The sequence below is a fragment of the [Scytonema hofmanni] UTEX 2349 genome (assembly GCF_000582685.1).
Lineage (GTDB): Bacteria > Cyanobacteriota > Cyanobacteriia > Cyanobacteriales > Nostocaceae > Hassallia > Hassallia hofmanni.
The window spans coordinates 4,505,901-4,531,079 of sequence record NZ_KK073768.1; the positions used below are offsets into that span (position 1 = coordinate 4,505,901).

Annotated in this window: 26 protein-coding genes and 1 tRNA gene; 10 read left to right on the forward strand and 17 right to left on the reverse strand. The window is 39.3% G+C overall.

What is annotated here, in order from left to right; translation table 11 throughout:
- Positions 1 to 338, reverse strand: a 338-nt coding sequence (gene rplT, locus TOL9009_RS0125430) for a 50S ribosomal protein L20 (RefSeq protein WP_029635735.1), incomplete at its 3' end; no start/stop codon positions are given.
- Positions 339 to 357: 19 nt separating this feature from the next.
- Complete coding sequence (gene rpmI / locus TOL9009_RS0125435) at positions 358 to 555, reverse strand: 50S ribosomal protein L35 (protein ID WP_029635737.1); 198 nt, start codon at positions 553 to 555, stop codon at positions 358 to 360.
- Positions 556 to 620: 65 nt separating this feature from the next.
- Between rpmI and TOL9009_RS0125440 the strand changes: the two genes are divergently transcribed.
- Together TOL9009_RS0125440 and TOL9009_RS0125445 are read left to right on the forward strand one after the other, a co-directional pair.
- Positions 621 to 815, forward strand: a complete 195-nt coding sequence (locus tag TOL9009_RS0125440) for a hypothetical protein (RefSeq protein ID WP_029635738.1) — start codon at positions 621 to 623, stop codon at positions 813 to 815.
- Between the two features lie 341 nt (positions 816 to 1,156).
- Positions 1,157 to 2,089 (forward strand): M23 family metallopeptidase, encoded by a 933-nt coding sequence (locus TOL9009_RS0125445; RefSeq protein WP_029635739.1) that lies wholly within the window; start codon positions 1,157 to 1,159, stop codon positions 2,087 to 2,089.
- 17 nt (positions 2,090 to 2,106) lie between these two features.
- Here the strand turns inward: TOL9009_RS0125445 and TOL9009_RS47745 are convergent, their stop codons facing one another.
- A complete protein-coding gene (locus tag TOL9009_RS47745; protein WP_186227647.1) occupies positions 2,107 to 2,259 on the reverse strand; it encodes a hypothetical protein in 153 nt (50 codons plus the stop codon).
- Positions 2,260 to 2,332: 73 nt separating this feature from the next.
- Here TOL9009_RS47745 and TOL9009_RS0125450 point away from each other — a divergent pair, with 73 nt between their 5' ends.
- Positions 2,333 to 2,881 (forward strand): late competence development ComFB family protein, encoded by a 549-nt coding sequence (locus TOL9009_RS0125450; RefSeq protein WP_029635741.1) that lies wholly within the window; start codon positions 2,333 to 2,335, stop codon positions 2,879 to 2,881.
- A gap of 85 nt (positions 2,882 to 2,966) precedes the next feature.
- Here TOL9009_RS0125450 and TOL9009_RS0125455 read toward each other — a convergent pair whose 3' ends face one another.
- A complete protein-coding gene (locus TOL9009_RS0125455; RefSeq protein ID WP_029635743.1) occupies positions 2,967 to 3,698 on the reverse strand; it encodes a L,D-transpeptidase in 732 nt (243 codons plus the stop codon).
- A 201-nt stretch (positions 3,699 to 3,899) separates the two neighbouring features.
- Here TOL9009_RS0125455 and TOL9009_RS47750 point away from each other — a divergent pair, with 201 nt between their 5' ends.
- From TOL9009_RS47750 to TOL9009_RS0125470, 3 genes are all read left to right on the forward strand, one after another.
- Positions 3,900 to 4,052 carry a hypothetical protein gene (locus tag TOL9009_RS47750; RefSeq protein WP_186227648.1) on the forward strand — a complete coding sequence of 51 codons (153 nt, stop codon included), beginning with the start codon at positions 3,900 to 3,902 and terminating at the stop codon, positions 4,050 to 4,052.
- 781 nt (positions 4,053 to 4,833) lie between these two features.
- Positions 4,834 to 5,490, forward strand: coding sequence for a sigma-70 family RNA polymerase sigma factor (locus TOL9009_RS0125465; RefSeq protein ID WP_029635745.1), 657 nt, complete (start codon positions 4,834 to 4,836; stop codon positions 5,488 to 5,490).
- Positions 5,491 to 5,656: 166 nt separating this feature from the next.
- Positions 5,657 to 6,271 (forward strand): anti-sigma factor family protein, encoded by a 615-nt coding sequence (locus TOL9009_RS0125470; protein ID WP_029635747.1) that lies wholly within the window; start codon positions 5,657 to 5,659, stop codon positions 6,269 to 6,271.
- Between the two features lie 15 nt (positions 6,272 to 6,286).
- On the opposite strand, the gene TOL9009_RS0125475 is transcribed toward TOL9009_RS0125470, so the two are convergent.
- The 11 genes from TOL9009_RS0125475 to TOL9009_RS0125530 form a co-directional block, all read right to left on the reverse strand.
- Complete coding sequence (locus TOL9009_RS0125475) at positions 6,287 to 6,730, reverse strand: gamma-glutamylcyclotransferase family protein (RefSeq protein WP_029635748.1); 444 nt, start codon at positions 6,728 to 6,730, stop codon at positions 6,287 to 6,289.
- Between the two features lie 161 nt (positions 6,731 to 6,891).
- Positions 6,892 to 7,233, reverse strand: a complete 342-nt coding sequence (locus TOL9009_RS0125480) for a hypothetical protein (protein ID WP_029635750.1) — start codon at positions 7,231 to 7,233, stop codon at positions 6,892 to 6,894.
- Entirely contained in the window at positions 7,230 to 8,138 is a 909-nt protein-coding gene (locus TOL9009_RS0125485) for a hypothetical protein (RefSeq protein ID WP_029635752.1), read from the reverse strand. The genes TOL9009_RS0125480 and TOL9009_RS0125485 overlap by 4 nt, the downstream gene beginning before the upstream one ends.
- 337 nt (positions 8,139 to 8,475) lie before the next feature.
- A complete protein-coding gene (locus TOL9009_RS0125495; RefSeq protein ID WP_029635756.1) occupies positions 8,476 to 9,396 on the reverse strand; it encodes a phosphodiester glycosidase family protein in 921 nt (306 codons plus the stop codon).
- Positions 9,397 to 9,616: 220 nt separating this feature from the next.
- Positions 9,617 to 10,873, reverse strand: coding sequence for a DUF4912 domain-containing protein (locus tag TOL9009_RS0125500; RefSeq protein WP_029635758.1), 1,257 nt, complete (start codon positions 10,871 to 10,873; stop codon positions 9,617 to 9,619).
- A gap of 596 nt (positions 10,874 to 11,469) precedes the next feature.
- On the reverse strand, positions 11,470 to 12,300 hold the full coding sequence (pstB, locus tag TOL9009_RS0125505; protein WP_029635760.1) for a phosphate ABC transporter ATP-binding protein PstB: 831 nt from the start codon (positions 12,298 to 12,300) through the stop codon (positions 11,470 to 11,472).
- 164 nt (positions 12,301 to 12,464) lie between these two features.
- On the reverse strand, positions 12,465 to 13,364 hold the full coding sequence (gene pstA, locus TOL9009_RS0125510) for a phosphate ABC transporter permease PstA (protein ID WP_029635762.1): 900 nt from the start codon (positions 13,362 to 13,364) through the stop codon (positions 12,465 to 12,467).
- Positions 13,365 to 13,369: 5 nt separating this feature from the next.
- Positions 13,370 to 14,305: a phosphate ABC transporter permease subunit PstC gene (pstC, locus tag TOL9009_RS0125515; protein ID WP_029635764.1), complete on the reverse strand. Its 936-nt coding sequence runs from the start codon at positions 14,303 to 14,305 to the stop codon at positions 13,370 to 13,372.
- Positions 14,306 to 14,323: 18 nt separating this feature from the next.
- Positions 14,324 to 15,322 carry a PstS family phosphate ABC transporter substrate-binding protein gene (locus tag TOL9009_RS0125520; protein WP_029635766.1) on the reverse strand — a complete coding sequence of 333 codons (999 nt, stop codon included), beginning with the start codon at positions 15,320 to 15,322 and terminating at the stop codon, positions 14,324 to 14,326.
- A gap of 7 nt (positions 15,323 to 15,329) precedes the next feature.
- Positions 15,330 to 16,388 (reverse strand): sulfate ABC transporter substrate-binding protein, encoded by a 1,059-nt coding sequence (locus TOL9009_RS0125525; protein ID WP_242055327.1) that lies wholly within the window; start codon positions 16,386 to 16,388, stop codon positions 15,330 to 15,332.
- A 198-nt stretch (positions 16,389 to 16,586) separates the two neighbouring features.
- Positions 16,587 to 18,875, reverse strand: coding sequence for an ARC6/PARC6 family protein (locus tag TOL9009_RS0125530; RefSeq protein WP_029635770.1), 2,289 nt, complete (start codon positions 18,873 to 18,875; stop codon positions 16,587 to 16,589).
- Positions 18,876 to 19,658: 783 nt separating this feature from the next.
- Here TOL9009_RS0125530 and pdhA point away from each other — a divergent pair.
- Positions 19,659 to 20,693, forward strand: a complete 1,035-nt coding sequence (gene pdhA, locus TOL9009_RS0125535; protein WP_029635771.1) for a pyruvate dehydrogenase (acetyl-transferring) E1 component subunit alpha — start codon at positions 19,659 to 19,661, stop codon at positions 20,691 to 20,693.
- A gap of 105 nt (positions 20,694 to 20,798) precedes the next feature.
- Here pdhA and TOL9009_RS0125540 read toward each other — a convergent pair whose 3' ends face one another.
- Entirely contained in the window at positions 20,799 to 21,533 is a 735-nt protein-coding gene (locus TOL9009_RS0125540) for a Uma2 family endonuclease (protein ID WP_029635772.1), read from the reverse strand.
- Between the two features lie 98 nt (positions 21,534 to 21,631).
- Between TOL9009_RS0125540 and TOL9009_RS0125545 the strand changes: the two genes are divergently transcribed.
- From TOL9009_RS0125545 to fba, 3 genes are all read left to right on the forward strand, one after another.
- Positions 21,632 to 22,501 (forward strand): aldose epimerase family protein, encoded by an 870-nt coding sequence (locus tag TOL9009_RS0125545; RefSeq protein WP_029635774.1) that lies wholly within the window; start codon positions 21,632 to 21,634, stop codon positions 22,499 to 22,501.
- A 59-nt stretch (positions 22,502 to 22,560) separates the two neighbouring features.
- A tRNA-Lys gene (locus tag TOL9009_RS0125550) sits at positions 22,561 to 22,632 on the forward strand.
- Positions 22,633 to 22,897: 265 nt separating this feature from the next.
- Positions 22,898 to 23,977 carry a class II fructose-bisphosphate aldolase gene (gene fba, locus TOL9009_RS0125555; RefSeq protein WP_029635776.1) on the forward strand — a complete coding sequence of 360 codons (1,080 nt, stop codon included), beginning with the start codon at positions 22,898 to 22,900 and terminating at the stop codon, positions 23,975 to 23,977.
- Positions 23,978 to 24,109: 132 nt separating this feature from the next.
- Here the strand turns inward: fba and TOL9009_RS0125560 are convergent, their stop codons facing one another.
- Entirely contained in the window at positions 24,110 to 25,177 is a 1,068-nt protein-coding gene (locus TOL9009_RS0125560) for an MAE_28990/MAE_18760 family HEPN-like nuclease (protein ID WP_029635777.1), read from the reverse strand.
- Positions 25,178 to 25,179: the final 2 nt, after the last annotated feature.

Below are 25,179 nucleotides of genomic sequence, written 5' to 3' on the forward strand. Positions count from 1 at the left end.
GCTAATTCAACGACTTTGGTGAAAGCGGCTGAATCGAGGATTGCAATTTGCGCTAACATTTTGCGATTGAGTTCAATGTTGGCTTTTTTGAGATTGCCAATTAACTGACTATAACTCAAACCGTGTAGCCGTGCAGCAGCGTTGATGCGGGTGATCCACAAACGACGAAAATCGCGTTTGCGGTTTTTGCGATCGCGATAAGAACTCCGCAGCGCTTTCATCACTTGTTGATTAGCGGTTCTAAATAAAGTTGAGTGAGAACCACGAAAGCCTTTGGCTAGTTTGAGAATTTTTTTGCGGCGTTTACGAGCTACGTTACCGCGTTTTACTCTTGTCATTGTTTAATTTTGGATTAATTTACAAATAGGGAAGCATTAAGCGGACATTTTCGGCATCGCTTTCGTCTACAACTGCCATCTTAGACAAATTACGCTTTTTATTCGCAGTTTTGTGCTGTAGAAGGTGATTTTTGAAGGCTTTGCGACGCATGATTTTACCAGTAGCGGTAACGCGGAATCGTTTCGCCGCAGCTTTCCGGGTTTTTAGTTTAGGCATAAACTAACTTTAATTCGACACGATCCCTAATTATAAGCTAAAAGAAATAAAAGCGCGGAGATTTTATGCTGACCACCAAGAAGCTGACTTTTGAGGAATTTCTCGCCGAGTACCCAGATGGCTATGGTATTTTTGAACTTGTGAATGGCGAGATTGTTCAAGTGGAAGCGACTAGAGCACATAGGAATGTAGCACGATATCTCATGTTTAATTTCAATGATGAAATTAGACGTTTGGGAATAGGAAGAACCCCACCCTAACCCTCCCCGCTTGCGGGGAGGGAACCGGATTTTCCCCTAAGAGCTTGCGGGGAGGGGCTTCGCGGGGTGGGGTTCTTTCTATGCAGCTTCACAAATAATTGGTATTAATACTAAATGAAATGTTTAATCATTTCAACAAATAACACTCTCATGATATTGACAAGTTTCTCCGTCTTGTGGAATGAAACAGCCCTGCTCTTTTAGGGTGAGGGCTTTTTCCCATTGCCCAACCTTAATTTTACCAACCTACTCAATGCAAAAATATCTGGCTGAGTTAGGAAACACAACTGATAATAGGCTAGTCTGTTGTTCAACAGAAGGCTTAAGATTTTTTGTGTAATATGACTATCGACCATCGCCCCAGTAACTCTCAAAATAAGTTGCTCTGTTTTTCTCTCAAAGGCTTAAAAACTTATCACCGTGCAGCCAGTTTATTCATAGGCATGTTTGCTGCTTTCCCAGTCGTAGCATTGCCTGTAAATGCCCTGCAAGTAAAAGTTACGCCAACTAAACCCGATTTAGGCGATACCCTATCAGTAATAATTAATTTAGATAATCCGGCTAATGGTAGTAATCCCACGGTAACTAGTGGAGAAAAAACTTACCCAGCATTTGAAATTGCCCCTAATCAATATCGTGCTTTTGTGCCGACAACACCATTAGAAAGTGCGGGAAATAGAACACTCCGGGTTTCTGGGGATGGTCAGGAACAAAACTTATCAGTGCCGGTGGGCGATCGCAAATTTCCCGTACAACGAATTAATTTACCACCTGGAAAAGCCGGAATCGATGCCACAGAATACGAACTCAAGCGGGTAGCGGCTTTTAAAGCATTAATAACACCAGAAAAATATTGGAATGGTGCTTTTGTTAAGCCAAACGCCGGAAGAATTTCTACAATTTATGGTGTACGTCGCTACTATAATGGTAAATTTGCAAAGGACTATTATCATCGTGGTGTTGACTACGCTGGTGCAGCCGGTTCGCCCGTTGTAGCTCCAGCCGGTGGACGAGTAGCTTTAGTTGGTAGAGTATCCCAAGGTTTCCGCATTCACGGTAACGTAGTCGGGATTGACCACGGTCAAGGAGTAACTAGCATTTTTATGCACCTGAGTCGAATCAATGTTAAAGAAGGCGATATGGTGCAACCTGGTCAATTAATTGGTGCAGTCGGATCAACAGGCGCCTCCACCGGTCCACATTTACACTGGGGATTATATGTCAACGGGAAATCTGTTGACCCAACACCCTGGCGAACTCCTGGAGTTCAATAGCCCAAACGCGATCGCCCTTATGTTGCCGAGGCATTTTTTGAAAAAATGCCTCCCTCGTTGGTTTGCAACGGGGCAACCGCACTTCGCGATCGCCCCTTGGCTTTATTGACGCACCAAGAAAAGCGATCGCCCATGTCTTTACGTAATATATTTATGCAATTTGTTTGCATTTTGCCAACAATTAGGCAAAATAAAATTGATTGATTTACTACCGTCTCTACCTTGCCTGGTGGCGTAAAAATAATGAGCCTTATGAGTAGTATTGAAAAAATTGTAGAACAATGTCTCCAGGATGGTTATCTCACACCAGCTATGGAAGCAGAAGTCGGGCGAATCTGTGATAACGCCAGCGAACTTTCAATTGAAGAGTACATGGCATTAGATAAGCTAATGGGAGCGCTATTGACTGGTGAGGTAGAGGCGGTACCTCGCAAAGAATTCATTAATGTTATGGAAGAATTGGTACTGACGGAGGCGATCGCTAGAATAGCAGAAATTGAAGCTACTAGCGAAAGTTCTCTTGAAGTCGGAGATATTGCCGCTTATGCTCTCAACCGTCTTCCTCCCCTATATGCAACCACAGAAGAAGGTGCTAGCTATCAACGCAAACGCGCTCACGCAGAACTTCAGCAATTAATTGCCCAGCAAATAGATGAGGCGATTTCCCGTTATTTGGATCGACCGAATTTCTTCCCAGAACGGCAAGCTCTAAGCAAAAATACTAGTAATGACATTCTGCAAGAAATCAGCACTTTACTTCAGGCATGTGCGCCTAACTTTGAACAAAAATAATAGTCAAGAGTCAACAGTCCAAAGTTAATAATCCAAAGTCAATAGTCAACAGTCCATTAGCTATTGACTATTGACTCTAAACTGATTATTGCCGTACTATCACAGTTGTCCCCAAACCCACCTGCTTGTATAGCATTCGCACATCAGGATTACGCATTCTTAAGCACCCGTGAGATATGGCAGTTCCGATCACCTCAACATCTGGTGTGCCGTGAAAACCAATTTGATTGCGTCCATCTGACCAAAAACCAATCCATCTATCTCCCAAAGGGCTATTAGTTCCTGCCGCAAACACTTTGCCTGTAATCGGGTGACGCCACGCGGGATAGTGTAGCATATGCATCACTTGGAAAGAACCTGTGGGTGTTTCCCAACCCTTTTTACCAATAGCAATTGGGTAGCTGGCTATCACTTCATCTTGAGCATAAACATAGGTACGGCGATCGCTTAAATCTACGACTACTTGCGATTTGGTAGCGACGCTATTAGCTGATTTTGGTTTTGCGATTTGCGCTAAAAAGAACTTTGGCTTTTTTGCTTCCTCTACCACCAGCCGATTATTTTTTGCTAACTGCGCTTCCCTAGTTACATTTTTTTCCACTTTTCCCGACTTAGCAGCAGGGATTGAAGTCAACGTAGAGGCATTGGCTGCGGATGAAGCTATTGTCGGATCTCCTTGCAACCTAGTAGAGGCTGACTCCTGAGATTCCCGTTCTCCTGCAATCATGCCCCAATGCATAGCCAGAGATAAAATTGCTGTGCCAAAACAGAACAACATGACTATACGAGCTACAGATTCATTTCTTCCCATCGTCATCGCATTTATTCTTTCTGCTTTCTGAACAGTTATGAAAAATTCACAAATAATTATCCGTTTCCTTATGAATATCCCAACACCAGTGGGCAAACTAGGGCTATGTCAGATATTCCAGCAGAAAAATTTTGGTGAAAAACCTCGTTTTCAGGAACTCTGGAACTATAGTAATCAATCATTAATGGTGTGGGTGAGAGAAAAATCATGTTTGAAAAATTATTGCTAGCGGTCACAATTACATTTTCCCTTAATTTCTTTTTACAAGTTCGCGTACCTGCTCAAATTAATGCTGATACTAGTTATCAGGTACATACACAAACTCCACTAACGATTTTGGCAACGAAGCTGAAAAAATAACAGTCATAGTAGCTACAGCAGCTGAAAATGGCAAGATAAAGAAAGAATAAGCACACAAAGGAGAGAAAATAGAAAATGCCTTCTTGTCTGCGGACACTTGGCGACAAGGGCGGGAAATAAGTGAAGTTCTCAGACCTGAAGACAATCCGCCCTTTTTTATTTAACCTTTTCTACAAAATTGTCAACTTACTAAAGTTTTCCTTTTACCATCTAATTCACGGACTTTTTTTCTAATCTTTTCTAATAAATTGTCAACCGTAGATGGTCAGTTTTGAATATTGCACATGGCTAAGTAACATTGCTGTGCAACTTGCCAGTGAAAGATAAGAGATAAAAAAACGGCTATCCCAACGATAACAACAATAATTATAATTTGATTTTGCCCTAAATGTAGTTATAAAATATAATTGCAAAAAAATATATATAAATATTTTTTTCATATCTATCAAAAGATAATATCTTAATAATTTAAATCACAATAACCTTTGCCCTATAAGAGATTATCCAACTTATAACTAATTTTTATGTGAGAGAACTTCCTTAATTATCTTACAGCTTGTTGCCTCAAAGGAATTATCCACAAAAGAAGTAGCAGAGCGTATACAACCAAATAAATTTCAGCAGCATTTTTGATTATAAGTGACAAAAAAATGCTTTGATTAGCATTGTGTGTTCATAATAGTTTACTATTGTTACAGTCATAAATCCGTCACTCACCAGAGGAACTTCTTACTGATTAGCAGGTCTAATAGATAGGGATGTTCTAGAGTCAGTGCGTTCTATGAGTCAATCGATTCCTGTATCCTGGTCAACGGTTGATGCGAGGCTTCCAGAAGCGTCAGTGCAAGTTGACAAACTCTCTAATCACGATTTAATTTTGCGCTGTCAAACTGGACTGCGCCCAGATCGTGTCGCGTTTGCAGAACTTATGCGTCGCTTTCAGACTCAAGTTGATAGGGTTTTATATCACCTCGCTCCTGATTGGGCTGACAGAGCTGATTTGGCTCAGGAAGTTTGGATTCGAGTATATCGGAATGTTAACCGATTGCAAGAGCCAGCTAAGTTCCGGGGCTGGTTAAGCCGTATTGCGACGAACTTGTTTTACGATGAGTTACGCAAACGTAAGCGTGTTGTTAGTCCCTTATCCCTTGATGCTCCCCGTACCTTAGAAGACGGTGAGATGGATTGGGAAATAGCTGGAGATACACCAGGACCAGAAGAAGAGCTAACAACGAGAGAATTTTACGAGCAATTGCGCTCCGCGATCGCCGATTTACCTGAAGTATTCCGCACTACAATTGTTCTGAGAGAAATCGAAGGAATGGCATATGAAGAAATTGCCGAAATCACTGGTGTTTCCTTGGGAACAGTTAAATCGAGAATAGCCAGAGCTAGATCCAGATTGCAAACTCAATTGCAGAATTATTTAGATTCGTAACTAATGTCAATCTATCCTGTCTCTGCTACAATGGCAGAATTTAAGGGTTGATTTCCATAAAATTTAAAATAATTGTAGAGTGCTTCTGCCGCCAGGAGAAAAATTGATTAATTTCTCATCCCTGTCCGCTCGTTTAACCCGTGTTGGAATTGGTAATAATGTTAAGATGACTACTGATTCTCAGTTTTCCCCTCGCTCCGATTTGCCAGCTAATTTTGATGTGCAAATACAGGGAGTTAAACAAACCAATGAATCTACGGGTGCTATGGATATGGTGAAGCGCGATCGCTTCGAGTTATTAAGTGCTTACCTCGATGGTGAAGTGACAGCTGCCGAACGTAAGCAAGTTGAACAATGGCTGGCAAATGATGCCTCAGTAAAACTATTGTATGCTCGACTGTTAAAGCTACGGCAAGGGGTGCGGAATCTTCCGGTACCACAGCCACTACAGCCAATAGAACAAACAGTCCAGCAAGTAATGGCTTCTTTACGTCGCCGTTCCCGGCTAGTCTGGGTATGTGGAGGTACCGCCGTCGCAGCTTGCGTCATTGGTGCGGTTTCTGGCTGGCTACCAGGTGGAGATTCTAGTATACCTCAAATGGCTCAAAAACCTTCAATCGAACCGACACAACAGACGCCCTCGCCTGTAGCCGCTTCGCCACTGATGGTTGCCATTAATACTCCTGTCTTTCCCATTCCCAAAACAGCAGAATCCTCTCCGAAAAATTCAGTTGATCGGGTTGCACCTCAACCAGAAAATACTGAACAGGAACTAAATTAATTGCGGAGTTAATTGTTAATTCCGCTCTTGATGAAGGGACAACGAATGCTCAACTGTTAAGCCGCAGCCACTCCACCAGCCATCGCGCTGTTGTCGGCTGCCTTTTAGTTGACTAACCTGGTTTGGTGTCATTAAATAGACCCAAGACATACCAAGCGATCGCCCTTCTAGATCGTATATTTCAACTTCTTGTCGATTATAAAGGTTTTGCGACATTTGTCTGGAGGGCTGGTAATCTTCTAGGATATCTAGGTTATTTAAAACCTTTGAATCAACAAATGTTAGTAAATATCCGTAAACAAGGCTATCTCCTAGCGTCATTGCTGGATAGCCCATCGGCAAAGCAAACAGTTTCCCAAAAGTGTAAGCCTTCTTCGCATCTACCACCTGAAAAGCACAGTATCTTTGATAATTTGCTTCACCTGGTTTAAGCGTGCCGTAAACAAAGACTTTTAGCATCAAAAATCCTCAATATTAATATTCTGGTCTTTTATTGTTTGTATATCTTCACTCATGCGATCGCTCGATTTTTTTCTGTTTATCTTTTGGCAAAGAACAAGAGTAATTTTTGATTAATAGTTCTTTGCCTTTAGCAGCATTTTTTTGTTTATAATTACTGATTATTCACTTTCCCACTCACCTTCTTCTCTATCCTCATTTAATTTTTTTTCTAAATAATAAAGAGAATATTTTTCAGAAAGAAAGTCATACGTAATCCTTGCCCAATCTTCAATTTCTGCCAACGAACCGTACCAAATCAGATTTTCTAGTCTAGGATCGCTATCTTCAATATTAAAATATGAAAGAATAGCATTCAAGTTATTAATACATGAAGAACAATTTGTAATTTTACACATTGCCTTTATGTAAAACGAAAACATTTCTAAATCTTCGGATGGGCTAAAAGCCTTCTCTATAATTATCTGAAAATTATAATTTATTCCAGAAATTGTATAATTCATTTTATATTGCTTAGATACTCTCTTTCAAACTCTTCGTAAGCAATTCTTAAAATTTTTTCTCTATCCTCTACATCTTCAAATTGGTCTGCTAATTTTAAAATTTCATTTTTATTAATTGATTGGACTTTCATATTAATTAAATAATTTTTAATTTCTTTAGAAATATCATCAATTATCAAAATTACGTTCCCATCACTCAATCTCTCTTTGTTAAAATTCATCTTTAATTCTTCATAAATGTTATCAGCAGTATCATAACTATATACTTTAAGTTTTTTTATTTGGTAAACAACGCCAAAATTTGTAGAAATATCTATCCCTCCATCGTTTGCAGAAGTGCGAGTATCGCGGTAAATTTTACAAGCAAACTTTTCTAGATGAACTTTGATTATGGCAAAACTAAATATTTCAAAATTTGTGGGATTTATTTCGATCTGAACTTTAATTAAGTTAATAAAATCAATTTGATTTACAGCTAACTCATGTCTGTACTCATAGTTGAGCAGTTGAGGAATCAAACCTAATTTATCGGTAATATACTGATTGATTTTTTCGGGAATCCAAGAGATAAGCATCTCAGCATTTGTGCTATATGCTGGGAGTAGCTCATAACATTTATTATCAATTGCTTTGACTACACCATACTTTGGTAAATTTCGAGAAGGATAAGCATCGTAATACTTTCCTCCAATATGTAAATTATGTTGTAAGTAAGCTTGCATATATTTCACAGCTTTTACATAACAAATCCTAATTTCTTTATCGGAAAATTGATATTGTTTTGTTTCATAATAAGCTTGGACTAATCCAAGAGTAATTATTGGAAAAATAACTTTTGTTTGAGAAAACTTGAGCATTCGCTCAATATTATTTCTACAAAATTCCATAGAGTCATTGATTATCATTCGTAATTATTAAATGTTTGACACCATAATGCAATATTATTTTGCAAAGAATCTAAAGTTATTATTCCAAATGGTTTAACATGATTAATATTAAAATTAATTATCTCATAAATCTCAATTTTAGGTATGAGAACAGGTGTATAAACAATATCTCTAATAAAACCAGTAAAACTAAGTATTTCCATAAGTCGTCATAATCAGGGCTGGTGCAATATCTGAATTAGAGAAAATGCTGTTTGTTTTCACTGTTATTGAGCGTACCCAAAGCTGCTGATTCTAGCTTGCTGGATTGATGTTATACAAGGCTACAGTAATGCAGATAAGCTAGGCGATCGCTTCATTTTTTATATATTAAAAATACTGAACCTATAGGTCCCCCATTTTCTACATATACTTTGTTATTGTAATACAACCCTGGAGACATCCCGCCATCAAATAACATTCCTTCTTGAATTTTACCTAAACAATTATTTTTGGCAATTCCCTCAAGAACATCATCAAAATTATCTGGAAGCAATTCTTGATTAACTTCAGATAAACTAATATCTGAATTAGCTTTTGAATCATTAACCAACAAAATTACATAACCTTTATTAGTTGTAGCTACTAAAGAACGATTTGTAACTTGTTTACAAGCAACGTCTCCTAAATCTTGGCAAATATCTTTAAACTGCCCTTGACGATAAAATCTGCCATTACCACCGACTAAATTGTAATTTAGAATATCATTTTTTCTTCTTCCTGCTTGGATTGTAGCCGTTCGGTTTTTCGGTTCACCTCCTGATATGCCAAAAGAAGAACGTTTATTTTTAAAGATTCCAGAATACTCTATTCCGCGAGAAATATTTAAACCTTGTGGTTTATTATCAGTTTCTATATAGTCAGCATTAATTGCTGCAATAGGCATTTTTCCGTTTAATTTCGCATTTTCATTAGCGATGATTTCATGAAACTGTGTAGGGATATATTCTTTGAGCAATTTACCTTTATCATCTTTGACGTAAAGATTATGAGCTAAACCGACATTAACTTTAAAATCTAATTCTTCAGATTTGGGATTAAAAATAATTACATGATTGATACCTTTTGAGTCTTTCTCACCTTGATTATTAGTTTTTAAGAATTCTAGACTAAATTTTGTATCGTCACCAGGGCAAATTTTTTCAGTTTCAACTGTTGAATTGTCTTGCAAATCTTTACAGCTAGATAAAAAGGCGATCGCCACCACAAAAATAGATAAGAAAAGTCTTGTTTTCATTGATATATTAAGTAAGCCAATTTTGACATAGCACGCACAAACATCACATTATACATATTCACAAGCAGGAAATAATACACCGTGATTTAGCTGGTTTCCAATAGCAATGAGCAGCAATATTATGATGAAAGCAAAAAAGACCAATTGAAAATAAAAACCCCCGCTATAGTAATGCTTTAGCGGGGGAAAAGTTTATATGTCGATTTTAGTTAATCCAAAATTAAGAGAACCACTCAACAACAGCTTCTTCTTTGGTGTTAGTGTTGCGAGATGGTGTCTCACGAGTAAACTTCATTTGAATTGACCGTGTTTGTTCACCATCAACAGCGACAGCCTTAATGGGATAGTCGATTAAACCATCTTGGAAGGACATCTGGAAGCGGAATGTACCATCTGGATTCAGCTTAATCTGGCGATCGCCAATTGTGACGGTAGCATCGGGTTCGGTTGCACCGTAAACAATCAACTCAGCATCGGCAATTAACCAGAACTGACGCGGACGCATTGGTACGTCTCCAGAGAAACCAGCACCGGACATTCCCACACCAGACATGGTTAAACCAGATGCGGTGGGAACTGCCCACATACCTACACCAGAGGGGAACACGTAGGAACTGATCGTTTGTTCGTGGATGGAAGTTTGATGCATCGAGCCAAATATAGAACCAGCAACCCGCATCGCTTCGGTAGATTCAGCCATGCCAAAGATTTGGTCATAGATAGGATTGCTACCGTTACCGTTACCGTATGCGTTACCGTATGCGGTTGTTTCGGCAACTTTCTTGGCTGGGGGAACCAGTTCATACTGAGTTTTGCCAGCCAAATCTTCTTCAAAGTTAACTGTGATGAAAACGTCTTCAATCCAGTCAGAAGGATACACGGGAGGAACATGTACTGGTGCCGATCGCGCCAATATCAACCAGCGACCATCAGCACAACGATAACCGATATCAAGCACATAATCGCGATCGCTCACCGGCACCGGTAAATACCATTCCCGCGCTAATTCATCAGAAGGATATTCCTGAATGCTGTGGGGACTTTGGTATTCAATATTGATGTCAGTAACATCATAAATCCGCAGTGCTAATTGTTGTCCACCTTGGCGACGCAGTTCTTCTTTGTGTTCGTTGGAAACATCCCAGTAAGTGTAAGCCCACTGAGGATCTCGCGGCATCAATACAATCCGGCTTTCTCCGTAACCAGCTGGCAAATCAGCGAGTCCTTCGTCAACATCTGCTAAAGAGCCACCATTACGATCTATCTGACCTAATTCAAATTTTGCTGCTTCCACGGTTTCCTGTGCCTCTGGTGAACGAGATGGGGTAAGCGAAACTTTACTGCGCTGAACTTCTTGAATCGATGCCAGCAATTGCGATTTACGCATCCGGCTATAGCGAGAGATACTGTATTCGCTAGCAACTCTACGTAGTTGCCTTAGTGTCATCTCTTCTAAGGGTGGGCGTTCTTTTGCCATAATTTTGACCTCCAGTAGTTTAAAAAGTAAATGATTTCCCCTGGTTAAAGAGTGGTGTAATAAATGCCATTCAATCCAGATGAATTTTTTATTCCTGAAGGAGTGGTTTTTACCCAGCTTTGAAGTTTTTTTAGTCGGTTTTTAAATTAAGGTCTACTTCCTAGAAATTCCCTACAAATGCGATCGGCATTTACTTGGGATCGGAAAAGTCCCTTTGTTAATGAATATTAACTGACAAACCCGCACAGGGATCAAGGGGTCTCAAGACCCGTTTTTGTCGTTTTCACGAATTTATCAGCCATTCGGGGATCGTAATGTCATAATTTCATGACTTTTGTGCGGAAATGCCCATTTTTCAACCAAAAAATTAAAAGCTAATGTCCTCTTTTCTTGACATTAGCTCTAAACCTAGTCTTCAAACTACATTTGCATAAGTAAGTGGGCAAAATTAAATGTAAAATACTCTCCTAGTTCGTAGTGAGCGGTTTACCGCTCATCATAATTTAACGGCTTAAGCCGTTACTACGTTAAAGAGTGTTTATTTATACCCATCTAGGATTAGAAATTAGTAGCACAGCAAGCGGAGAAATCATCGCTTAACCGAAGCGTCCACTAATATATTCCGCAGCTTCTGTGGTTTTTGGAGAATCAAAAATTTGTCTTGTCGGACTAAACTCAACTAATCTCCCGTAGCGTTTGCCACGTTGATCGGTTTCTGTGTTAAAAAATCCCGTCCAATCTGCTACCCTCGAAGCTTGTTGCATATTGTGAGTCACCATAATGATGGTGTATTGTTGCTTGAGTTCTAAGCAGAGTTCTTCAACTTGACGGCTAGAAATTGGGTCGAGAGCAGAACAAGGTTCATCCATCAATAATACATCTGGTTTCATAGCGATCGCTCGTGCAATACACAACCGTTGTTGTTGTCCACCAGACAAAGCTGTACCTTTTGATTTCAGTTTATCTTTAACTTCATTCCATATTGCAGCGCGTCTGAGGGAATCTTCGACTAATTCATCCATATTACCTTTATAACCATTAGAACGCGGTCCAAAGGCAATGTTTTCGTATATTGACTTAGGAAAAGGATTTGGTCTTTGGAAAACCATTCCTACTTGTCGTCGCAATTTAACTGAATTAATTTTCGGATCGTAAATATTGCGACCGCGATAATTTAGTTTCCCTTCAACTTTTGCCCCAGTAATTAAATCATTCATCCGATTGTAGCAACGTAAAAGCGTACTTTTGCCACAACCAGAAGGTCCAATAAAAGCAATAATTTGTTTATCAGGAATATCCATGTAGACATCTTGAAGTGCCAAGAAGCCGTTGTAAAATACTTTCACACCCTCAGCCTTAAAAACGGCTTCATCTGGTTGGCTGAAAGTAGTATTGCCCTGGCTAATTTTATTGTTGCTATATGTCATTGTTTCTATGTCCTAATATCTGTAAATGCCAATTTTCATCTGTACAAATTTGCTTTTTAAATCTCTCTCCTACAAGAAGAGAAACTTTGAGTCTTACTCCCCTTCCCTTGCTCTTAATGGGTTGGGGGTTAGGTCTGTTATATCTTCTTTGAAAAAATGCTTGATTAATCTATAGAAAAGCGTTGTCTCACATAAATTGCTATTCCATTCAAAGTCAAAATCAAAAGAATCAAAGTAATAATTGTCGCTGCTGCTGCGTTAGCAAAACCCGGTTCGGGACGAGTAATATAACTGAAAATTTGAATGGGTAATGCCATAAATCTCTGGAATAAACCAGGATTAAAGGTGAGAAAACTAACAGCACCAACCACAATCAAAGAAGCTGCATCACCAATAGCACGAGATACAGAAATAATTACTCCTGTGAGAATACCAGGAACAGCATAAGGTAAAACATGACTTCTAATAGTTTGCCATTTGGTTACACCCAACCCGTAAGAAGCATTTCTTAAAGAATCAGGAACTGAGCGAATTGCTTCTCTTGCCGTCACAATAATTACTGGTAAAGATAGCAAAGATAAAGTCAACGCACCAGAAATTAAAGTTGGACCAAACCCTAGCAAGTAATTGAAAACCCCCAAACCTAGCAACCCATAGACAATAGAAGGCACTCCCGCTAAATTGCTGATATTAATCTCGATAATCGTTGCCCACCAGCTTTTTGGTGCGTATTCTTCCAGATATAAAGCTGCTCCTACACCAATTGGTACAGCAGTAAAAATCACAATAATTCCTAAAAGGATACTACCAATTATTGCCGGACGAATACCGCCTTGGTCTGGAAAACGCGAAGGAGTTTCTATCAAAAAACCTGGACTAAAAAACCTGACTAACCCATCTTTAGAGATGTCAAAAATTAGCAAGGAAAGAACGAATAAGCTAACTAACAACCCTAATAGAAAGATTATTTCAAAGACTTTACCTAGTGTTTCTCTAGTTTCAATATTCTCAGTAAATTCTCTCTCTCGATCTAGAGGATCGTTTGGTCTATATGTGGTAGTCATGTTTGTTAATCGTACTTTTCTTTAAAGCGATTAGAAATCCAGTAACTGATAATATTTAAACTCAGGGTGAGTATAAACAAAACAGCACCTACAGCGTATAAAGTCTTAAAATTAAGACTACCACGCGGACTGTCTCCACCAGAAATTTGCGCCATATATGCTGTCATCGTTTCTACTGATTCCAGTAGGTTAACTGTTATTTTAGGCTGTTGTCCGGCAGCAATAACAACAGTCATCGTTTCACCTACAGCACGGGAAATCCCTAAAATAATCGAAGCGCTAATTCCAGAAAGTGCTGCTGGTAAAACTACCTTAAAAATCGATTCGAGTTTAGTGATACCTAAAGCGTAAGCACCTTCACGTAAAGAACGCGGTACTGCTTTGATGGCATCTAAGCTGATAGAACCAACTGTAGGAGTAATCATTACTCCCATCATCAACCCCGCACTTAAAGCGTTGAAAATTTCCAAGGGTAGAAAATTCCGGAGCAGTGGTGTAATAAATAAAAGTGCAAAGTAGCCGTAAACAACTGTAGGTATCCCTGCTAAAAGTTCAAATGCTGGACGGAGAATTGCTGCTACTTTTGGTGGTGCATATTCACTTAAATAGATAGCAGAACATAAACCTAAAGGAATCGCAACTGACATAGCGATCGCTGTAGTTAAGAAAGTGCCATTAATCAGCGGCAAAACGCCAAAATGTCTTTCTGCAAATAGAGGAGTCCATTTAGTATCCAAAAAGAAATCAGCAAAAGAAACTTCTTGAAAAAACTCAAATGCCACCTGGAAAATAATGAAGACAATACCAAATGTGGTCAGTATGGAAATTAAAGCACAGGAAAATAAAATTGCGGCAACAATTTTTTCTTGGATATCTTCCGATGGTTTCTTTTCTAGTGATTCTTGAAAAAAGTGAAAATTATCTTGATTTGTAGCTTGCATAATTCCCAATACTAAAAATTAAATGAAATTCGTGATTGGTTGACCTGGTTTTGCTTTTTTAAATTTTGTACCAGTTTCACCTGTAGCCAACTTTTGTTTTACTTTGACGTAAGCATCATCAGGTAGCGCTACATAACCAACACTATCTACCCATTTCCAAGAATTTTCGAGATAGAAGTTGACAAATTCTTTTACGGATGGTTTCTTATCCAGAGCTTTTTTACTAACGTAGATGAAAAGAGGACGAGACAAAGGTGTATAGATATTCTTTACTACATTATCAACTGGAACAGGTTTTTCACACTTGCCTGTCAGACTTTCAACAGCAACTAGATTTAGCTGATCTTGGTTTTGAATGTAATAAGAAATCCCTACATAACCAAGGGCATATTTTTCACCAGCAACTCCTTGTACAAGGTTATTTTGATTGTGACTAGGATTATAATCTGTGCGGCTGTTTTTGGCTTTACCTGTAATAGCTTGGGTAAAATAATCAAATGTTCCAGTATCCGAAGCGGGAGCGTAAAGCTTCATTTTTTCATTTGGAAACTTTGGATTAATTTGATTCCAACTTAATACTTTACCATTTGATTTAGAACTCCACATCTTTTTTAGTTCTGCAATCGTCAGACATTTGGCAAAATCATTTTGACGATTTACAATTACGGCGATTCCATCTAAAGCAATTGGTAACTCTATAAATTCAATATTCTTCTTTTTGCATTTGGCTACTTCTTCATCTTTAATAGTACGAGAAGCCGCAACAATATCAATTTCTCCAGCGCAAAACTTGCTAACCCCCCCACCAGTTCCGCTGGAAGCAACACTAACTACAGCGTTTTCGTTTTGTTTGTGGTATTCTTCTGCAACTGCTAGAGAGATAGGAAAACCTACCGCAGCACCATCAATACTTACCTGTTTTTGGTTTCCTTGATTAGCGCAAGCTGTCAGACTGTATGATGTCAATATCAAAGATATAAAAGTGAAGCTTTTTTTTAATCTATTGGTAAAACTCATAAATCTCTTACGCCTTAATTGGAGGATGAATTATATCAAAAATTGCTCCGTCCCCAAAGAATTTTTTCTGAATGTTATCCCAGCCACCTAAATCTTGAGCGGTAAATAAAGTTTTGATTTTAGGATACTGTGATGCGACTTCTTGAGTAACGGTGGGGTTAACAGGACGATATCTTAAGAGCGCAAATTCGCGTTGTGCTTCTGTTGAGTAAAGATAATCAACAAACGCTTGTGCAACTTCTTTGGTACCATGCTTATCGACATTTTTATCAACTACCACTACAGGGTTATCGATGGAAATATTTATTTCCGGTACTACATAAGGTAATTTCGATCCATTTGTTTGCGCTAAAATTACCTCATTTTCGTAGTTAATTAAAACATCCCCTTCACCTTTTTGGAAAAATAAATCGCTAGCTTCACGAGCGTCTTTTGTTAAAACAGGGGCATTTTTATAAACTTTGGTGACGTAATCTAGTGCTGCTGCTTCGTCACCTCCTGCTTGAGTCACTGAACCCCAAAAAGCCAGGAATTCCCAAATCGCAATACCAGAAGTTTTTGGATTAGCTGCAATTATTTTCACACCATCTTTTGTTAAGTCTGCCCAAGTGTTGATAGCTTTGGGATTTCCTTCGCGGGTAACAATTGCGGCTACTGATCTACTGACAATACCATTTCTCGGCGCTCTCGTTTCCCAACTTGGTTTAATCAAACCTGCTTGTTCAATTTTATTCACATCCAAGGGAAGCGCTAGGTGTACTATGTCTGCTTCTTGAGAACCGTTGATCACAGCAGCAGCTTGAGCACCAGAACCACCATAACTAGTATCAAAAGTGACGTTTTGGTTATGTTCTTTCTTCCACTTTTCAACAAATTTAGGAATTATTTGGTCATGAGCAGCTTTTGTAACAGAAAAGGAAACCAGGCGCAGTTTAATATCAGATTTGGAAGCTGAAGCATTTCCACAGGCACTTATTGCCATGCTCAAAACTAAACCTACGGCAAATAGACACAGAAAACTCTGAACACGTCTATTTGACCTGCTTTTGATTACATAAGTCTGCATTTGCGCGTTCACTCTACCTACTGATTCTCTCAAAAGTTCCCATCTGCTCATTTTTACACCTTGATATACGGTATCTTGAGCGAATTACCGTAGTATGTAAGTATAATAGAGTTTGCACACTCATAAAGCAAGAGTTAAATCTATATTTAATTTTTCTTAATATTTCTTAATATAATCTTCACATATACATGATTGAATTTAGCTCCCACTTGTTTTATTGAGGACTGACATATCTCGGATGTGCCAGCTACCCTCTACACGAACCAAATTATATCTAACACGAACTTTTTCGTTATAAGACTTTTCGTGATTAATTTGCCCGTTATCATAAAACTCTGCTAATTCTGTCACCGTAGCGTCTACTGTCGCATTATTTTGCTCAGTTTCAGTTGTCTTTACAGATTCCACCTTTACAGTGTGGGTGTATTTGCGATAGCGGTTTTCTGCCTTATCCTCTTGAACAATTCCTTTCCATTTAGATAAAGTTGAACCGATTAAAATCTGGTCTAAACTATTAATGTCGTGGTTGACTCCCAAAGCTGCGGCTTTAATAGATAGCCAACTTTGAACGACTTCCTGTGCTGTGGCTTCTGTCAAAAGTCCTGGTGGTGACTGTAGCTTGCTATTTGAGTCAGGAATTGGTATTGGTGGTTCATTAAGTTGCACAGACAACTGTTCGCCTTTTAAAGATGGGGCAGGGTAAAATAGATTTTTTAATAATCCAAAAGATGTAGTGAGCAAAAACCACAAAACTATAACACCCGCAAAAGAGCCAAATATCATCCACACTAGGCGTGTTTTTCCTTCTAAGGTGTTAGGAAAAAACTGGCGTATATGCCCCGAATTATGAGTTGGAGGAGCTTTTCGCCTCCTTCGCTTATTCGTTTGAGCGGGTGCATTAACCTTAGCTAAACCATTCAAATTATGATTTTTTCTAGGAGCAATATGTTCACCACTTGCAAACTGTGCCACACTATTTTGCTCTGATGTATTAGATGTTGTAAAGCTGGGTGGTGAGTAGTTGGAATGAACTGATTTTACTTTGTTTGGTGTTTCTAAAACTTCTCCGTTCTCTGTTCTGCTGGAAAATTGATGATAACTGGTAGTTAAATTACTGGGTTGTGGATAAGTATTTGTTTGTGTTTGAGAAGAAGACTGCCGATTAGTTACAGATTCATTGCTTTTTTGTACATCCGTCGGCAAACCTTCTAAATAAGCTTGCACTTGTTCATCGGCAAAGTATTCTTTTAGAGAAGCTTGGTTATTTACCAAATCTCGAAAGTGAGGAAACACTTCGTTATGCAACCAACGTTCTCCATACAAGCACAGTCCTGGCAGCATGTCAGGAGAGTCTTGAGATTTTTCGCGAATAAAAGCTAGAGCTTCGTATTCTTGACTAAGTTCTAAAGAACGAGTTGCGAGTTCTGTTTGCCCCAAGAGTAAGGCACATAAGGATTGCTCTAAATGTACATCCTGACGCTTGCCCAGACGTGCCAGCATTTGCCTTGCTTGACGAATCAAAGCAGGTTGACGTTGAGCAAATCCCCGTGCTATCAAGGCATAGACAGCCAAATATGTGGCAACTGCCGAAGGACGTTTACTTTCAGCTTCAAATATTTTCTGTTGTTCTGCGCCTGTTAAGTGGTAACGTAGTTGCTGGATAAATCGCAAAAAGTCATCTATATTTAAACCAGATTGGTCATTGCCAGTACCATCAATTCCCCCACGTTCTTCTAAAACGTTTTGTAATAATTCCAAGCCTTGACGTCGTTCGGCGGTTTTTTCTTGGGGTAGTGCGAGTAATTCTAGAATTCGATATGGTCTTAATTTACAAAGGTCTGCTTGAATTTCGGCTCGCACGCTGGGAAATAAATTTTCCTTGATTAACAAATCTTGACCTGTTTCCAAAGAAAGCGCTGCGTTTTCATAATGACCTTGCTGCCATTCTTCACGACCGAGTTCTAAACAGGCAAGGGCAACGGTGAGAATAATATCTGGACGTTCTGGACGTTCATGAAATTCTTCATTGGTTAGACCATTGACATTTGCACCACTTACTGTGCCATTTTTATTAACGAGGTAAGGACGACCTAATTTGACTACAAGTTCGTATTCCCCAAGTTCTTGCAGAATTAGTAAAGCACCAACTAATTCATCTTGGGAAATGTCAATCCCCAGACTTTTTGCTTCAGTAGTATAGTTGTTCTCTAAAGAGCGATTTTCGACTGCGATCGCGACAGATGTCGTGCTTCCTTCCGGATCGTAGACGTTGGCAAGATAAAGCTGGTCATAGCTGCTACGTTCTTTGGGATTTGATAAAACCACGATCGCTTCTTCTAAAAGTTGTTTTCTGGAACTGATTGCTCTTGACGAATACTCACGTCGCGGTAGTTGTACAATGCGATCGCTGTATGCTTGCCGCAATTGTTCATCACTTGCCGCTAACGGTAATCCTAAAATTCGGTAGTAATCTAGCGGAATTCGCACGGCTTACTTCCTCTGGTGCATGATCATCATTATTCATTTCAAGCATTAGAAGGCAACCTAATCCGTGCCATCACATTAACTTGTTGAGTTCACACTTTCATAGTGTGCGTATTGCCACAATTTGATTAGTGTCTTGCGTAAAAATAAGTTTGTACTTTACTACTTTATTTTTTGCCTTATTGGTGATTTTTATTCAATTTTTCTTTTTTAACAATTTGTCATGAATTTTATACATCAAACAATACTACAACATGGGGTAGTTCCATAAATCTTCTGCTGGCAGGAGTATAAATATAACTATCTTTGTGAGATCGATAGATTGTATTCCCGCAAACAATTCAGAGGAAATTTCCCCGGTAGTCAAAACTAACAAGCACCGCTAGATAAATTTCATCTTGATAACAAGCGTAGCGTAGTTTATCATAACCTTGTTGTAAATACAACTATTTACATAAGTATATGAATTACCGCCACCAACTTCTCTAAATTGTTAATCGATATGCAGAAAGCAAGTTATTCTGACTGATAATCTATAAGGGTGAGTGGTGAAAAGTCCGAACTGCGGAACTTCCGCAGATGGTAACTTCCAAGGAGGAGTGAAAATTAAAAATCAAATTAAAAACTATTCACCAATTCCCTATTCTCACTATTTTTGACTTTTGAGAGTGAATTTGTGACTTGTTAACTCCTAACAACGTTATCTTTGTACAAGCTTACGCCGAATGTGAGCAACTTATCTAACATCGTAACTTTAAGTTTTACCACAGGGATACTAACAAAATAATGGTTCAAGAACGCACATTACCCACATTTACAGCGGCATCCGCGCAAATTACCAAAGAAGTTGGGTTACTGTTGTACGAAGATATGGTTTTAGGGCGCCTGTTTGAAGATAAGTGCGCCGAGATGTATTATAGAGGCAAAATGTTTGGTTTTGTCCATTTGTACAACGGTCAAGAAGCGGTTTCCACTGGTGTTATCCAGGCAATGCGACCGGGTGAAGATTACGTTTGCAGTACTTACCGCGACCACGTTCATGCTTTGAGTGCGGGAGTACCAGCAAAAGAGGTAATGGCGGAATTATTTGGTAAAGCCACCGGCTGTAGTAAAGGACGCGGTGGTTCGATGCACATGTTTTCTGCGGAACATCGCTTGCTGGGTGGTTATGCTTTTGTGGCTGAAGGTATTCCTGTAGCAGCGGGAGCAGCTTTTCAGAGTAAATACCGTCGTGAAGTTTTAAAAGATGAAAGCGCAGACCAAGTAACAGCTTGCTTTTTTGGGGATGGTGCGGCAAATAACGGTCAGTTTTTCGAGACATTGAATATGGCGGCTTTATGGAAACTGCCGATTCTTTTTGTGGTAGAAAATAATAAATGGGCGATCGGTATGGCTCACGATCGCGCTACTTCCCAACCAGAGATTTACAAAAAAGCCAGTGTATTCAACATGGTAGGCGTGGAAGTAGACGGTATGGATGTACTAGCGGTGCGAGCAGTAGCAGAAGAAGCTGTAGCTCGTGCTCGTGCTGGTGAAGGTCCGACATTAATTGAAGCTTTAACTTACCGTTTCCGGGGTCACTCATTAGCTGACCCAGATGAAATGCGATCGCAAGCCGAAAAAGATTTTTGGTTTGCTCGTGACCCAATTAAGAAGTTAGCTAATTATTTAGTTGAGGAAAATTTAGCCTCTGCCGAAGAACTCAAAGCAATCGATCGCAAAATCACACAAAGAATTGCCGAAGCGGTGACATTTGCCGAAAGCAGTCCCGAACCTGATAGCAGCGAATTATATCGCTTTGTCTTTGCAGAAGACGAATAAAATTGGGCATTGGGCATTGGGCATTGGGCATTGGGCATGGGGCATTGGGCATTGGGCAAAATTCCTCTCCCCCTGCTTCCCCTGCCTCCTTGTCCCCCCATTCCCCTACACTTCATCCGGGTTAACACCTAACTCTCTTAACCGCGCTGCCAAGCGATCGGCTCTTTGACGCTCTTGTAGCACTTCTTCTGCTGGGGTTGACATCCAATTTCCCTTAGCATCATACCAACGCAACCAGAGCCGCTCAATGCCTTGATAACTACCCTGCCATAGTCCTAAACCTAGTTTTAAACTTGGCATCCAAATACGTGTTTCTTCTAGGCTCATTTCCATATAACGGTCTGCCTGAAGCATAAAGGCTCTCAGCCGATCTGTGTAGCGATCAAAGACGATGTAATAAGGAACACGTAGAATTTGCTCGTAAACTTGCCATTTGGTAGGTGGTTCATCTACAGTGCGTAGAGTTTGCCCCAAATCTTCTTTTTCTGTACCAGGGGAAAGTAATTCAACTACCACAAAGGGATTTACACCCTCTTGCCAAATTACATAACTTAAGCGTAAATCTCTATCTTCATATAATCTGGAGTTGCCCACCACTGCAAACCAGTCAGGACGCTTATACCACAAAGGATGACGAGTATCGTAATAAAGATTTAAATCGCTGGCGACGAATACCTCATCTGGTCGATAATTAGGCGGATGAAAGGTATCTCGCAACAGTTGAGGTTGAAAATGATGAAATTCGTCGGGCAAACCTGGCTCCTTTGGATCTTCACTGGGAAGATCATACATCGTTGGTAGAACTTCTTTTGGAGAAAGAGGAGGGTCTACTTGGTACATAATAAAGAACAGAGTTGACCAATTAGCTCTAGCTTAACTGATAGTAGACCGCTGAATGTTACTGTTTGACTTGAGTAATCACTACAAAGAGGAAAGCAATGTTTGCGATCGCACTCCAAGAGCAACAATACAAAACCTACGTCCTCACCGACACTGAGACTAATTCACAATTAGAGGTCATACCAGAACGTGGTGGTATCATCACCAAATGGCGCGTTAACGGTGAAGAAATTTTCTACCTCGATGCAGAACGCCTTACTAATCCAGAATTGAGCGTTAGAGGTGGAAATCCGATTTTATTTCCCATCTGCGGCAACTTACCGGATAATACTTATACTTATCAAGGAAAGCAGTATACTCTCAAACAACACGGCTTTGCGCGAGAATTACCTTGGCAAGTAACTGACCAAGCAACCGAAGATAAAGCTAGCCTGACCGTAGTCCTCAATAGCAACGAACAAACAAAAGCGGTTTATCCTTTTGACTTTGAACTGGCTTTTACTTACCATCTGGTGGGTAATACTTTAGAAGTTCAGCAGAATTATACAAATAAATCATCTGAACCGATGCCTTTTTCTTTTGGGTTTCATCCCTACTTTGCCGTCAGTGATAAAACTCAGCTAGAATTTGAAATCCCCAGTGGTGAGTATCTAGACCAGAAAACCAAGGAAATCCACTCTTTTAACGGTAATTTTGACTTCAACCTTGATGAAATTGACGTTGCTTTTAAACAGCTAACAAGTCAATCTGCTAGTGTGACAGACCACAGCCGAAAGTTAAAATTGACTCTAGATTACGATGATGTTTTTCCGATTTTGGTTTTTTGGACGGTGAAGGGCAAAGATTTCTACTGTCTAGAGCCGTGGAGCGCTGCTCGAAACTCGCTCAATACTGGTGAACACCTGACTATACTTGAACCTGGAGCCAGTTGTTCTGCATCAATGAAGCTGACAGCAAATTTTTTCTAAACCACTTTACATATCTATAAAATATGTGGTACAATAGCAAAGTTGCAAGTTTAAATAACGGGTCGCTAACTCAACGGTAGAGTACTCGGCTTTTAACCGATTAGTTCCGGGTTCGAATCCCGGGCGACCCATATTAAAGGAATAATTAACGAATTTTTACTAACTTCTGGCGAACGGTTGGGCAACTGTTATAACTTATGCGATCGCCATGAAAGTTTGTAGTTGACTTCTTGCAGTCACCAGTCCCTTATAATCAGGCTTGAAGGTGCAAACTTTTTCAGCATTAGCACCCGACACTAGTTATAATTTCCTAATAAGTTGAAACAATTAAGATTAGCGTAATAATTGCGCTTCTCTGAAACCGACTAGCTGACTACCACATTAGGAGGACTATCTATGGCGCTCGTACCAATGCGGCTGCTGTTGGATCACGCGGCTGAAAACGGTTACGGCATCCCGGCGTACAACGTGAACAACATGGAGCAAATCCAGGCAATCATGAAGGCTGCTCTAGAGACAGATAGCCCCGTGATTTTACAAGCTTCTCGTGGCGCTCGTTCTTATGCTGGGGAAAATTTCTTACGCCACTTGATTTTGGCAGCGGTAGAAACCTATCCTCATATCCCCATTACCATGCACCAAGATCATGGTAACAGCCCTGCAACTTGTTATTCCGCGATTCGCAACGGCTTCACCAGCGTAATGATGGACGGTTCGCTGGAAGAAGATGCTAAATCACCAGCAAGCTATGAGTATAACGTCAACGTCACCCGCGAAGTGGTGAAAGTAGCTCACTCTGTAGGTGCCAGCGTTGAAGGTGAACTCGGTTGCTTGGGTTCTCTAGAATCTGGTATGGGTGAAGCTGAAGATGGTCACGGTTTTGAAGGTAAACTCGACCACTCCCAACTGTTGACCGATCCCGACCAAGCTGTTGACTTTGTTGAGCAAACTCAAGTAGATGCTTTGGCTGTTGCGATCGGCACTAGCCACGGTGCTTACAAGTTTACCCGCAAGCCGACTGGAGAAATTTTAGCAATCAGCCGTATCGAAGAAATTCACAGCCGTTTGCCTAACACTCACTTGGTAATGCACGGTTCTTCTTCAGTTCCTGAAGATTTGCTCGCTATCATTAACCAGTATGGCGGTGCAATTCCCGAAACTTACGGTGTACCTGTGGAAGAAATCCAAAAAGGTATCAAGTGCGGTGTACGTAAGATAAACATCGATACTGATAACCGTTTGGCAATTACTGCTGCTGTACGTGAAGCTTTGGCTTCAAATCCTAAGGAATTTGACCCCCGTCACTTCCTCAAGCCTTCGATTAAGTATATGCAGAAAGTTTGTGGCGATCGCTATCAGCAATTTGGTTCTGCTGGTAACGCTAGCAAGATTAAGCAAATCTCTTTGGATGATTTTGCTGCTAAGTATGCTAAGGGCGAACTTAATGCTGTCACCAAGGCAACTGCTAAGGTTTAATAATGATCGCTAAAGCGCTCACTACGGGTTCTTCATATTAAGATTATTTAACCGGGTTGGAATATACCCGGTTTTTTGTCTTATTTGATATTGGGTGTGGGACAGGTGCATTTGAAAGTTTAGTAGCTGGAATTATTGCTTTACTATATAAAATGTTTGATTTTCTTTGATTTTAGGCTCAACACTGACAGCAATCTTTGTTTTTTCTGTAATTATAAGTTCTGTAGATGATACTTTATTTAATTCAATTGTCAAAATAGGCTTTTTGTAAAAGTTACCTTCTGTCGTTTCAATAATAAGTATATCTCCAACTTTTATTCTATAATTTTCGATTTCAAACGCCAATATTTTATTGCCAAATATTTGAAACCCTTTTTCTATTTTTTGAAAAGTATATATTGATTCTTGTTTAATAAATTCCTCAATTAATGTCTCAAAAATAGCTTGGCAATATGTTTCTAAAAAGTCGAGATAAGCTTCTAATTGAGATATGCTTAAAATATCTAATATTTCTGAACCGTGAGCAATTTGATTTCTTCTTTCAACCAAATCATTGATTGTATTGTATAAAGTATCTGTATTTATATTTGCAATATTTTTAATTTGCTTCTCATTTCGGATATATTCAATTAATGTCTGATTCTTTTTAAAAACTTCATTCAAATTAACATTTATAAGCTCAAATAGTTTAACAATTTGTTTATGCTTCAAATTACCTGATGAAAGAACAAAAGCTTCTGTATTGAATTTGTAACTTGTAGGATTTACAATACATTTATTTAGCTTTTCTAAAACTTCTTCTTTTGTCAGATGCTGATATTTGGCACTTTCTCTACTTGTAATAGTGCTTATTAGTTTTAAAGAAAGTTCAAAATGATTGTTTCTAATTTTTTCATCTATTTGATTGTACTCAATTACTAAACCCGAAAGTGAATCAAGATATTCCTTAATCCAAATTTCTATATACTTTTCTAGCAACCCGTAAAGTGAAATAATAGATGCTTTGTATTCAAATATACGTTGATCTGTTCTAAAACTTCTATGATGGTCTTTCAAAGTATTTAGCAAGGCTTTAATTTGTTCATTATCAGTCTGGGACACAGTATAAACTACCAAATCGTTCACATACTGAATATGTTTAAAATATTCTCGGACTTTATTGATTTCTTTTTTGAAGCTCTCCACTGAGGTTGTATTCATAA